The sequence below is a fragment of the Marinactinospora endophytica genome (assembly GCF_054780875.1).
Genome location: NZ_BAAGVM010000001.1, coordinates 628,789 through 641,307 on the forward strand (window position 1 = coordinate 628,789; position 12,519 = coordinate 641,307).

9 protein-coding genes are annotated in these 12,519 nt (G+C 71.3%); all 9 read left to right on the forward strand.

The features are described from left to right. The first annotated feature begins 3 nt into the window (after positions 1-3). The 9 genes from ftsL (at position 4) to murC (ending at position 12,513) form a co-directional block, all read left to right on the forward strand. On the forward strand, positions 4-345 hold the full coding sequence (ftsL, locus tag ACYVHU_RS02820) for a cell division protein FtsL (RefSeq protein WP_235000659.1): 342 nt from the start codon (positions 4-6) through the stop codon (positions 343-345). Between the two features lie 78 nt (positions 346-423). Next, positions 424-2,379, forward strand: coding sequence for a peptidoglycan D,D-transpeptidase FtsI family protein (locus ACYVHU_RS02825; RefSeq protein ID WP_078759949.1), 1,956 nt, complete (start codon positions 424-426; stop codon positions 2,377-2,379). Positions 2,380-2,493: 114 nt separating this feature from the next. Then, positions 2,494-4,086, forward strand: coding sequence for a UDP-N-acetylmuramoyl-L-alanyl-D-glutamate--2,6-diaminopimelate ligase (locus ACYVHU_RS02830; protein ID WP_432935883.1), 1,593 nt, complete (start codon positions 2,494-2,496; stop codon positions 4,084-4,086). Positions 4,087-4,513: 427 nt separating this feature from the next. Continuing rightward, complete coding sequence (locus ACYVHU_RS02835) at positions 4,514-5,926, forward strand: UDP-N-acetylmuramoyl-tripeptide--D-alanyl-D-alanine ligase (protein ID WP_078759947.1); 1,413 nt, start codon at positions 4,514-4,516, stop codon at positions 5,924-5,926. Next, entirely contained in the window at positions 5,923-6,978 is a 1,056-nt protein-coding gene (mraY, locus tag ACYVHU_RS02840) for a phospho-N-acetylmuramoyl-pentapeptide-transferase (protein WP_078759946.1), read from the forward strand. The genes ACYVHU_RS02835 and mraY overlap by 4 nt, the downstream gene beginning before the upstream one ends. Before the next feature lie 2 nt (positions 6,979-6,980). After that, positions 6,981-8,393 (forward strand): UDP-N-acetylmuramoyl-L-alanine--D-glutamate ligase, encoded by a 1,413-nt coding sequence (murD, locus tag ACYVHU_RS02845; protein ID WP_078759945.1) that lies wholly within the window; start codon positions 6,981-6,983, stop codon positions 8,391-8,393. Between the two features lie 180 nt (positions 8,394-8,573). Then, positions 8,574-9,935: a putative lipid II flippase FtsW gene (gene ftsW / locus ACYVHU_RS02850; RefSeq protein ID WP_078759944.1), complete on the forward strand. Its 1,362-nt coding sequence runs from the start codon at positions 8,574-8,576 to the stop codon at positions 9,933-9,935. Continuing rightward, positions 9,932-11,086 carry an undecaprenyldiphospho-muramoylpentapeptide beta-N-acetylglucosaminyltransferase gene (gene murG, locus ACYVHU_RS02855; protein ID WP_078759943.1) on the forward strand — a complete coding sequence of 385 codons (1,155 nt, stop codon included), beginning with the start codon at positions 9,932-9,934 and terminating at the stop codon, positions 11,084-11,086. Before ftsW ends, murG begins: the two co-directional genes overlap by 4 nt. Continuing rightward, entirely contained in the window at positions 11,083-12,513 is a 1,431-nt protein-coding gene (gene murC / locus ACYVHU_RS02860) for a UDP-N-acetylmuramate--L-alanine ligase (RefSeq protein ID WP_078759942.1), read from the forward strand. The genes murG and murC overlap by 4 nt, the downstream gene beginning before the upstream one ends. The last annotated feature ends 6 nt before the right edge of the window (positions 12,514-12,519 follow it).

Consider the following 12,519-nt stretch of genomic DNA (forward strand, 5'->3'; position numbering starts at 1 on the left):
CGCATGCCCTTCGTCCTGCTCGTCCTCGCCCTGCTCGGCGGCGCCCTGGTGGTCCTGCTGGCGCTGCGCACCGTCCTGACCGAGGACGCCTTCGAGATCGGGGAGTTGCAGAGGGAGAACCGGGAACTCTCCCACGAGCAGCAGCGCCTACAGGAGCTCGTCGTCCAGGCCGAGTCGCCCGACGCGCTGGCCCGCCAGGCAGAAGAGCTCGGTATGGTGCCGGGCGAGGCGCCGCAGTTCATCGACACCCGCACCGGCGAGGTCCGGGGCGGTGACGAAGGCGGGGCCGACAGCGGGCTGCCCGGAACCGGAGACCCCGGCGAGGTCGACGGGGAGGCCCGGTGAAGGGCGTGGCCGGCGCAGACCGGGGGGACGGGGCCGCCGAGCGCGGGCCCGCGTCGGTGAACCGGTGAAGGAGGCAAGGTGAGCACACCCCGTGACCCCCGCCCTCGCAACCCCCGGCGCCGTGGCACCCCCGACCGCACGGTCAAGGGGACGTCTCCGCGGGAGAACGGGGGGCAGGGCCGGCCACGCGGGTCGGTGGATCCGGCCCGGACGGGCACGGCGGCGAAGGGGGGCAGGCCACGCCCGCGCGGGAAGGCCGTCCCGTCCCGCCGCCCCCCGCGTGGCCCGGTTCCACCGCTGCGGCGACGGTTCCGCCGTAGTGATCCGGGCCCGCGCATCAGGATCGCCCTGGCCCTGATGGGGGTGGTGCTGTTGGTCTTCGCGGGGCGGCTGGTGCAGATCCAAGGGATCGAGGCCGCCTCCTACGCCTCGGCGGCCGCCGAGCTGCGCCTCAGCGAGACGGAGATCCCGACCACGCGCGGATCGATCACCGACGCCGATGGGCGGCCGTTCGCGATGTCGGTCGAGGTGCGCACCGTCTTCGTGGACCCCTACGACGTCAAGGCCGACGAGCGCGACACGATCGTCACCGAGCTGTCGCGCCGCTTCGACCTGCCCGAGGAGGAGGTCGCCCGCAAGGTGGACTCCGACGACAGCCGCTACCAGGTGATCGCGCGCGAGGTCCCGCTCGAGGAGTGGAAGGAACTCGACGAGCTGGACCTCCAGGGGGTGGCCGCCGAGACCGCCTACAAGCGCGTCTACCCCGAGGAGACCGGGGCGGCCAACCTCGTCGGCTTCGTCGGCACCGACGGGCACGGCCTGGAGGGCCTGGAGAGCGTCTTGGAGGATACGCTCGCCGGCGACCCCGGCAGCAGGCAGGTCGAACTCGGCACGGGCGGCACCGAGATCCCCATGGCCAACGGCGTCGCCAAGGAACCGGTCCCCGGCCACGACGTGCGGCTCACCCTGGACCAGGACGTCCAGTGGCGGGCCCAGCAGGCCCTCGCCCAACGGGCCGGGGAACTGGGGGCCGACAGCGGCAGCGTGATCGTGATGCGGCCCACCGGCGAGATCGTCGCGATGGCCAACTACCCCACCTACGACCCGGACGCCATCGAGGAGTCGACACCCGAACAGCGCGCCAATGGGGCCTTGTCGGCCGCTTTCGAGCCGGGCAGCACCAACAAGGTGATCACCGCGGCGGCGGCCTTGGAGGAGGACGTGGTCACCCCGGACACCGTCTACACGGTGCCCGACTCCATCCGTCGCCACGGCGAGACGTTCCGCGACTCCCACAACCATCCGACCCAGCGGATGACGCTCAACGGGATCATGGCGACGTCGAGCAATGTCGGCACGATCAAGGTCGCCGAGGACGTCGGCGCGGAAGGGCTGTACGAGTATCTCGGCAAGTTCGGCTTCGGCGAGCCCAGCGGTCTGGGACTGCCAGGGGAGAACAGCGGCATCCTCACCGCGCCCGACGAGTGGTGGGGGACCCAGCTGGCGTCGATCTCCTTTGGACACGGCATCTCCGTCAACGCCGTCCAGATGGCGAGCGTCTACGCGACGGTCGCCAACGACGGCGTGCGCGTCGAACCCACGGTCATCGCGGGCAGCACCGACGAGAACGGCGAGTTCCGCCCGGCACCGGAGCCGGCCAAGGAGCGGGTCATCTCCGAGGAGACCGCCAGGGAACTCAGGTTGATGCTCGAGGCGGTGACCGGTGAACACGGGACCGCCCAGGACGCCCGTATCCCGGGCTACCGGGTCGCGGGCAAGACCGGCACCGCCAACCGGGTCGACCCCGACACGGGGAGCTATGACACCGGGGGCTACACCAGTACGTTCGTCGGCATGGCGCCGGCCGACGATCCGGAGCTCATCGTCCAGGTCGTCCTGCACAACCCCAAGGAGCAGTACTACGGGGGCGAGGCGGCGGCTCCGGTGTTCACCGATGTGATGTCCTTCGCGCTGAAGACGTTGCAGATCCCGCCGACGGCGACCGAGCAGCCCAACATCCGCCTGTTCGAGTGAGGTGCGGACGTCCTGGTCTCCCGTCCGAGGGGAGGCGCGGGGCCATGCCGCGCGGGCGTGTGGATTAACCCCGGGTGGGTCACAACGGATAACCTCATCGGCGTGCCACCGGTAATGCGACCTGATCACAATCAACTCCGCCCGCTGTCCGAACTCGTCCGGTTGCTGGAGACGAACGCCTTCGGCGGGCGCCCCGACCCCGACGGGACGACGGACGCCGTGCCTCCGGCGGTCATCGGCGACGACCTCGACGTCACCGAGACGACGATCACGGGGATCACGCACGACTCCCGCGGGGTGCGTCCCGGCGACCTCTACGCGGCCCTGCCGGGTCAACGGGCGCACGGCGCCGCCTATGCCGAACAGGCGGCCCGGGCCGGCGCCGTGGCGATCCTCACCGATCCGCAGGGCTACGAACGCGCCGTGGCCACCGGGCTGCCGGTGCTCACCGTCCCAGATCCCCGCGCGGTCCTGGGCGAGGCGGCGGCCTGGGTCTACGGCCACCCGGCCGACGAGTTGCTGCTCATCGGCACCACGGGGACGAGCGGCAAGACGACGGTGACCTACCTGATCGAGTCGGGGCTGCGCGCCTCGGGGCGGCGCACCGGGCTGATCGGCACCGTGGAGATGCGGGTCGGTGACGAGCGGGTCGACTCCTCGCTGACCACACCGGAGTCCACCGACCTGCACGGTCTGTTCGCGGTCATGCGCGAGCGTGGCGTCGACGCGGCCGCCATGGAGGTCTCCAGCCACGCCCTGGCCAAGGGCCGGGTCGGTGGCGCCCACTACGACGTGGCGATCTTCACCAACCTCTCGCAGGACCACCTGGACTTCCACGCCGACCTGCGCGACTACTTCGACACCAAGGCGCGCCTGTTCACCCCGGAGTTCGCCAGAATCGCGGTGGTCAACCGCGACGACCGGTTCGGGCGGGCGCTCATCGACATGGTCGCCGCCCACGGTGAGGTCCCGGTGACGACCTTCTCCTCCGAGGGAGACCCCGAGGCCGACTGGCGGGCCGTCGACGTGGAGCTGGGGCCTGACGGCAGCACCTTCCGGATCGTCGGCCCGGGCGGACTGGAGACGAACGCGGCGGTGCGGCTGCCCGGCCCCTTCAACGTCTCCAACGCGATGGCCGCGATCGTCGGCCTGGTCGAGGCCGGGATCCCGCTGCACGAGGCGATCGAGGGGGTCGCCGCGGCGCCGGGCGTGCCCGGGCGGATGGAGCGCGTCGACGAGGGACAGAACTTCACCGCGATCGTCGACTACTCCCACAAACCGGGGGCGATCGAGGCGGTACTCTCCTCGTTGCGTTCCATCACCGAGGGGCGTCTGACGATCGTCGTGGGCTGCGGTGGCGACCGTGATCGGGCCAAGCGTCCGCTCATGGGCGAGGCGGCCGCGCGGTTGGCCGACGCCGTCATCCTGACCGATGACAATCCGCGCACCGAGGACTCGATCACGATCATCACGAGCATGCTCGACGGGGTCGCGAAGGTCCCGCAGGAGGAGCGCGCCCGCATCACGGTCGAGCCCGACCGCGCCACGGCCATCCAGATGGCGGTGGAACGCGCCAAGCCCGGTGACGTGCTCGTGGTGGCGGGCAAGGGCCACGAGCGCGGCCAGTACGTCGCGGGGCGGGTCCTGGAGTTCGACGACCGCGAGGTGCTGCGCGATGCGCTGCGCTGGCGGGTGGGCGGCTCCTAGAGGGGTGCCCGCGGGCCGATGGCGGTGCTCTCGGGCGGGTCGTGAGGGAAAAATCGGCCCGTCCGAAAACCGGTGTGAATCGTGATCACTCCGTGAGTAGAGCCCGGCGTCGATAGGGGTGCCTTCCGGGAGGAAACGCCGGACCTGCGAGTTTCTGTCGATTTCCGGCGACAGAGGGAAGGCTGGGACGGGGCGCTGTCCGTGCGCTCCGTCGCCATGGGGTGACGAACCGGTTCCCATTCCGGGCTGGGCGCAACCCCGATAACCAAACATGTTCTAAGGTAGGTCCGGCAATTGCAGCCCGGCACCGTGGCGTTGAAACGCCGCCCTGCGTCCCATGTGTACAGCGATGTCCCCGTACTGCGCGCTGTCCGTCGTCAGGGAGCCCCCAGGCGCGGTGGAACCGGGCCCGACATGAGGAGTGGATTTGATCGCGCTGACGCTCGATCGGATCGCTGAGATCACCCAGTCCCGCATATGCGGATCGGCGCAGCCCACCGACATCGTCACCGGCCCGGTCGTCATCGACTCGCGGCAGGTCGGCCCGGGCTCGCTCTTCGTGGCTTTGGGTGGCGAGCGGGTCGATGGCCATGACTTCGCCGACGCGGCCGTCGCCGCAGGCGCCGCAGCCGTGTTGGCGTCCCGCCCGGTGGCGGCACCGCACCTGCTGGTTGACGGAGGCGACGCCGAGGTCGTGGACGCCCTGGGGCGACTGGCCCGGGCCGTCGCCGAGCGGCTTCCCGACGCCGACATCGTCGGTGTGACCGGCTCGTCCGGCAAGACGACCACCAAGGACCTGCTCGCCCAGGTGCTGCGCCGCCTCGGTCCCACGATCGCGCCCGCCGGCTCGCTCAACAACGAGATCGGCCATCCCCTGACCGTGCTGCGTGCCGACGAGACCACCCGGTTCGTCGTGCTGGAGGTCGCCGCGCGTGGCATCGGGCACATCGCCCACTTGTGCTCCATCGCCCCGCCGCGCATCGGCGTCGTGCTCAACGTCGGCAGCGCCCACGTCGGCGAGTTCGGCAGCCGCGCCGCCATCGCCCAGGCCAAGGGCGAGCTGGTCGAGGCGCTGCCGTCGGCGGAGCAGGGCGGCGTCGCCGTTCTCAACGTCGACGACGACGCGGTGATCGGGATGCGCGCGCGCACCGACGCCCGGGTCGTCACCTACGGCCTGGCCGAGCAGGCCGACGTGCGCGCCCGCGACGTGGAACTGGACGCTTCGGGACGGCCTCGCTTCGTCTTGGAGCTGGGAGGAGACAGCGCGCCGGTCAACCTCGCCCTGGTGGGCGTCCACCAGGTGCACAACGCGCTCGCCGTGGCGGCGGTCGCCGCGGAGATGGGCATGGCCGTCGCCGACATCGCCGCAGCCCTGAGCGAGTCCGGCCCGGTGAGCCGATGGCGGATGGAGGTCACCGACCGCCCGGACGGTGTCACCGTCGTCAACGACGCCTACAACGCCAACCCCGAGTCCATGGGGGCCGCACTGCGGACGCTGGACGTCCTCGCCCGCGGCCGGCGCTCCTTCGCGGTCCTGGGGCACATGGCCGAGCTCGGCCCCGCCCACGAGGCCGAGCACGAACGCATCGGCCGGCTCGCGGCCGAACTCGGCGTCGACACCCTCGTCGTCGTCGGCGAGCACGCCGCTCCGATCGCCGAGGGCGCCCGGGCGGTCTCCACCTGGGCCGGGGAACTCGTCGAGGTCCCCGGCGCGCTCGAGGCCGCCGCCGCGTTGCGAGAGCGGTTGCGTCCCAAGGACGTCGTCATCGTGAAGGGATCCCGCGTGGCCGGGCTGGAACGGGTAGCCGAGGAGCTCATCGCCGTGGAGGACGCCAAGTGACCGGCATTCTCATCGCCGCGATGCTCTCCCTGCTGGTCTCCCTGCTGACCATGCCGATGGTGATCCGGATCCTGTACCGGTTCAAGTTCGGCCAGGAGATCCGCGACGACGGCCCCGAGGGCCACAAGACCAAGCAGGGCACGCCCACCATGGGCGGCATCGTCATCATCCTGGGCGCGGTCATCGGCTACTTCGGTGCCCACCTGGTGTTGATGACCAGACCGACGGTCTCCGGCCTTCTCGTGATGTTCCTGTTCGTCGGGTTGGGCTGTGTCGGCTTCCTCGACGACTTCATCAAGATCTACAAGCGGCGCAGCCTGGGGCTGCGCAGCGGCGCCAAGATGGCCGGCCAGGCCATCGTCGGTATCGGCTTCGCCTTCGCCGTCACCCAGTTCCCCAACGGCTACTCCTACACCCCCGGCTCGGTCCACCTGTCGTTCCTGCGCGACTTCGGACCGCCCCTGATGCTCGGCGTCTTCATCATCTGGGCGCTGTTCCTCATCGTCGGTTTCTCCAACGCGGTGAACCTGACCGACGGTCTCGACGGTCTCGCCACCGGTGCCACGATCCTGTCACTGGTCGCCTACGTGGTCATCGGCAACTGGCAGCTCCGGCAGAGCTGCGTCAACGCGCTGGAGCCCAACTGCTACACCGTCCGTGACCCCCTGGACCTGGCGGTCGTCGCGGCGGCGGGGCTGGGCGGCTGCATCGGCTTCCTCTGGTACAACGCGCCGCCGGCCAAGATCTTCATGGGCGACACCGGCTCGCTGGCCCTGGGCGGTCTGCTCGTCGGCCTGGCCATCACCACCCGTACGCAGCTGCTCCTGGTGATCATCGGCGGTCTGTTCGTCCTCATCACCCTGTCGGTGATGCTGCAGATCGGATCGTTCCGGCTGACCGGCAAGCGGATCTTCCGGATGGCCCCCCTGCAACACCACTTCGAACTGAAGGGCTGGGCGGAGAGCACGATCGTCATCCGGTTCTGGATCATCCAGGGCCTGTTCGTCGCGGTGGGGGTCGGGCTGTTCTACCTGGAATGGATGCCGAGGTAGTGATGAGCGACACCAGCGGATCCAAGACGGGCTTCGGCAACCGCGCGGTCTGCGTGGCCGGCCTGGGCGTCTCGGGCGGGCCGGTGGCGCGGGCGCTGCTGGCCCAGGGCGCGCGCGTCACCATCCTCGACGCGCGGACCGACGAGGCCACCCGGGCGCGGGCCGCGGAGCTGCGCGAGGCCGGTGCCGAGGTCGTCCTCGGCGGCGACAGCCTCCCCGAGGGGACCGAGCTGGTCGTCACCTCACCGGGATGGCGGCCCGACGCCCCGCTGCTCGCCGCCGCCGGCGCCGCGGGGGTCGAGGTCATCGGCGACGTGGAACTGGCCTGGCGGCTCAAACCGCGCGACCAGGTGTGGCTCGCCATCACGGGGACCAACGGCAAGACCACCACGGTGCGCATGCTGGAGGCGATGCTGCGGGCCGACGGGCGGCGCGCCCTGGCCGTCGGCAACGTCGGAACCCCCGTCATCGAGGCGGTGCAGGGCGAGGACGCCCCCGACGTCTTGGCGGTGGAGCTGTCCAGCTTCCAGCTGCACTGGTCCTCCTCACTGCGACCGCACGCCGCGGTCGTGCTCAACATCGCGCCCGACCACATCGACTGGCACGGAGGGCTGGAGTCCTACGCGCTGGCCAAGGGGCGGATCTACGCGCCGGGGACGATCCGCGTCGTCAACTCCGCGGACTCCTGGTCGCGGCGTCTGGCGGGGGAGTGCGGCGACCCCGCCGCGCCGTTGGTCGGTTTCACCCTGGAGACCCCGCGCGCCGGCGAGCTCGGTGTCGTCGAGGACCTGCTCGTGGACCGCGCCTTCGTCGCCGACCCGCGCACCAGTGCCGAGGAGCTGGCCACCCTCGCCGACGTCACCCCGGCCGCGCCGCACAACGTGGCCAACGCCCTGGCCGCCGCCGCGCTGGCCCGGTCGATCGGGGTCGACCCGAAGTCGGTGCGCGCCGGCCTGGCGGCCTTCACGCCCGAACCCCACCGCATCGCGCACGTGGCGACCATCGCCGGTGTCGACTACGTGAACGACTCCAAGGCCACGAACCCGCACGCGGCGGCCGCCTCGCTGGCCGCCTATGAATCGGTGGTGTGGGTGGCCGGTGGGCTGCTCAAGGGGGCCGAGGTCGACGAACTGGTCGCCTCGGCGGCGGGACGGCTCCGTGGTGTCGTCCTGCTCGGCGCCGACCGCGCCCGGTTGCGCGAGGCGTTGCAGCGTCATGCGCCGCAGGTGCCCGTGGTCGATGTCGCGCGCACCGACGAGGGGGCGATGACCGAGGTCGTCGCCGCGGCCACCGGGCTCGCCCAGGAGGGCGACACCGTGCTCCTGGCCCCCTCCGCGGCGTCCATGGACATGTTCACCGACTACAAGGCGCGTGGTGAGGCCTTCACCGAGGCCGTACGCGCCCTGGAGTCCTGACCTCCCCACGACGTGTGACGGGGGCGGCGCGCGGAGTTCCGGGAAGCCGATTCCGCGCGCCGCTACCCGCCCCGGTCGCAGAAAAAACCCCAACACACGGGGAATGTGCGAGGTCCCGACGGTCTTTGCCGCCAAACTTGGTCGATGCTGGGAGAAGCGCGGCGTGGGCGGAGGTGGCGTATGGCGGCTTCGACATCGACTTCCCGGCCCGCCGGGGTCAAGCGGCCCCCACGGGCCGGGACGGGGACGTCATCGGATGGACCGTGGGAGCTGGTGCGCCGGCTCGACCGGCCGCTGACCTCCTACTACCTCTTGTTCGGAAGCAGCGCCCTGCTGATCGCGCTGGGCCTGGTCATGGTGCTGTCGTCGTCCATGGTGGACTCCTACACCGAGACCGGCTCCGCCTACTCGCTCTTCCGCAAGCAGATGTTCGCCGCGGCGCTCGGCCTGCCGCTGCTGGTGCTCGCCTCCCACATGCCGGTCCGTCTCTTCCGGCTGGTCGGCTATCCGGCGATGCTCGCCTCCATCGCCCTGCTCGTCGTCACCGTGTTCCAGGGGCAGGAGTACTACGGCGCGACCCGGTGGCTGGAGATCGCCGGGGTCACCGTCCAGGCGTCGGAGCCGGCCAAACTCGCCTTCGCGCTGTGGGGCGCCAACGTCCTCGCGCGCAAGGAGGAGCTGCGCCAACTGGTGGAGTGGCGCCACCTGCTCCTGCCCCTGCTGCCCGGCTGCGGTGTGCTGGTGCTCCTCGTCCTGCTGGGCAGCGACCTGGGGACGACCTTCGTGCTGTTGGCGATCTTCCTGGCGCTGCTGTGGGTGGTCGGCGCGCCGGGCCGGCTGTTCATCGGCATGTTCGGCCTGGTCTCGCTGCTCGTGGCGATCATGATCGCGGTCGAGCCCTACCGCATGGCCCGGCTCACCTCCTTCCTCGACCCCGAGGCCGACCCCACCGACACCGGCTTCCAGCTGTTGCACGGCCTCTACGCGCTGGGGACCGGCGGCCTGTTCGGCGTCGGTATCGGCGGCAGCCGCGAGAAGTGGGGTTTCCTGCCCCACCCCGAGAGCGATTTCATCTTCGCGATCATCGGCGAGGAGCTGGGGCTGCTCGGAACCCTGCTGGTGGTCGGGCTGTTCGGTGTGCTCGGCTACGCGGGCCTGAGGGTGGCGGCGCGGGCCGACGACCCCTTCGTCCGGCTGGCCTCCGTCGCGATCACGGCCTGGATCGTCGTCCAGGCGCTGGTCAACATCGGGACGGTCATCGGCGTTCTGCCCATCACCGGCATCCCGCTGCCCCTGGTGTCGGCGGGCGGATCGGCGCTGATCCCCACCATGGCGGGGCTGGGCATGCTGCTCGCCATGGCCAAGTCCGAGCCGCAGGCCCGAGAAGTGCTCGCGGCGCGCGGTCCCGGCCGTGTGCAAAGGGCTCTAAGCTGGCTTGGCCTGGACGATGTCGACAAGGGTGGGAAAACCGCCACGGCTCGTCGGGCCCAGAACCGAACGCGTCCAACGCAGATTCAAGCGAGGAGGAATCGGCGACGATGAGGGTAGTCCTCGCCGGCGGTGGCACGGCCGGGCACATCGAGCCCGCACTGGCCCTGGCAGACGCGCTACGGCGCGTCGATCCCGACACCCGGATCCTCTGTCTGGGGACCGAGCGGGGACTCGAGACCCGTCTGGTCCCCATGCGAGGATACGAACTGGGGGAGATCCCCGCGGTCCCGCTACCGCGCAAGCTCACCCCCAAGCTGCTCTCGGTCCCCGGCAAGCTGGCCAACGCGATCAGCACCGCCTCGGGCCACCTGGAGCGGGTCCAAGCCGACGTCCTCGTCGGCTTCGGCGGTTACGTCGCCACCCCCGGCTACCTCGCGGCGCGTCGGCGCCGTATCCCGATCGTGGTGCACGAGGCCAACCCGCTGCCCGGGCTGGCCAACCGGCTCGGTGCGCGGTTGACCCCCCACGTCTTCACGGGGCACCCCAACACCGAGATCCGCAACGGCCGCTACGTGGGCATCCCGCTGCGCGAGCAGATCTCCAAGCTCGACCGGCTGGCCATGGGGGACAAGGCCCGGGCCCACTTCGGTCTGCGCCCCGACCTGCCGACCCTGCTGATCTTCGGGGGCTCCCAGGGAGCCCAGGCCATCAACCAGACCGCCTTCGACAGCGGCGAGGACTTCTGCCGCGCCGGCATCCAGGTGCTGCACGTCGTCGGCCCCAAGAACGCGAGCGAGCCCGAGGACCGCACCCGTGACGGTGTGCCCTACGTCGTCGTGCCCTACGTCGACCGCATGGACCTCGCCTACGCCGCCGCCGACGTGGCGATGTGCCGTTCCGGCGCGATGACCTGCGCCGAGCTCACCGCTGTGGGGCTCCCGGCGGTGTTCGTCCCGCTGCCCATCGGCAACGGCGAGCAGCGTCTCAACGCCGAACCCATCGTCCAGGCCGGCGGCGGTCTCCTGGTCGCCAACTCCGAGTTGAATCCCCAGTGGATCCGCGACAACCTGTTGCCGCTGCTCACCGACACCGACCGGGTCGTCGCGATGTCGGAGGTCGCGGCGAAGATGGGCCGGCGGGACGCCGACATGGAGCTGGCCCGCGAGGTCATGGCCATCGCCCGCGGGGACCGCCCCACGCCGGAGATGCCGATCGACGACTCCGACGACGATCTCGACGACGAAGGGAAGGACGGCCGATGAGCCTGGTCTCCCCTACCGAGCCCGTACCCGTGGCGCAACTGGGCCGTGTCCACTTCATCGGCATGGGAGGCGCCGGCATGTCCGGCATCGCCCGGGTGCTGATCCAGCGTGGCGTCGAGGTGTCCGGTAGCGACGCCAAGGACAGCGACGTGCTGCGCTCCCTGGAGGAGCTCGGCGCGCGCACGCACGTCGGTCACGCCGCGGCCAACGTCGGCGACGCCGACACGGTCGTGGTCTCCTCCGCGGTGCGCGAGGACAACCCCGAGCTGGTCGAGGCCCGATCGCGGGGGCTGCGCGTGCTTCCGCGCGCCGCGGCGCTGGGGGCGCTGCTGCTGGGCCGGCGTGGTGTCGCCGTCGCCGGGACGCACGGCAAGACCACCACCACCTCGATCCTGACCGTGGTGCTCCAGCACCTGGGGGTCGAGCCCGGGTACGTCATCGGCGGCCGGCTGGTGACCACCGGCCTGGGGGCCGACGCGGGCGCCGGCGACGTCATCGTGGTCGAGGCCGACGAGAGCGACGGCTCCTTCCTCATGCTCGCCCCGAAGGTCGCCATCGTCACCAACGTCGAGGCCGACCACCTCGACAACTACGGTGGGCTGGACGAGATCCACGCGAACTTCGCGGCGTTCGCCGAACGTGTCGCCGACACCCTCGTGGTCGGCGTCGACGATCCGGGGGCGCGCAAGGTCGCCGAGGTCGCCCGCGGCCTCGGCCGGCGCGTGCTCACCTACGGGGAGTCCGCCGACGCGCAGTACCGCGTGGGGAACGTCCGCGCCGACGGGTTCTCGACCCTCTTCACCCTCACCCCGCCCGGAGGCGACCCGCTGGACTGCGCGGTCGCGGTGCCCGGCCGGCACAACGTGCTCAACGCCGCCGCCGCCATCGCGGCGGCCGACGAGTTGGGCCACGACCCCGAGGTCGCGGTCCAGGGCCTGGCCGGTTTCACCGGTGCCGCCCGGCGCTTCGAGCTCAAGGGCGAGGCGGGTGGGGTCCGGGTCTACGACAGCTACGCCCACCACCCCACCGAGATCGCCGCGGACCTGCGCGCCGCCCGGGCGGCGCTGGACTCCGACACCGGGCGCCCCGAGGAGCCGGGACGGGTGGTGGCGCTGTTCCAGCCCCACCTCTACAGCCGTACGCGGATCTTCGCCACCGAGTTCGCCGACGCGCTCACGCTGGCCGACGAGGTCGCCGTGCTGCCCATCTACGCGGCCAGGGAGGATCCGGAGCCGGGGGTGACGGCGGAGCTGATCACCAAGGGCGTCGGGCACGAGCGGGTCCACTACTGCCCCGACCGCGCCGAGGCGGTGGCGCGGGTGGCCGCGCTCGCCCGGCCGGGCGACATCGTCTTGACGATGGGGGCCGGTGACGTCACCGAGCTCGGTCCGATCATCGTCGAGGCGCTGGAGCGGCTCGCGCGCTAGGCGGTT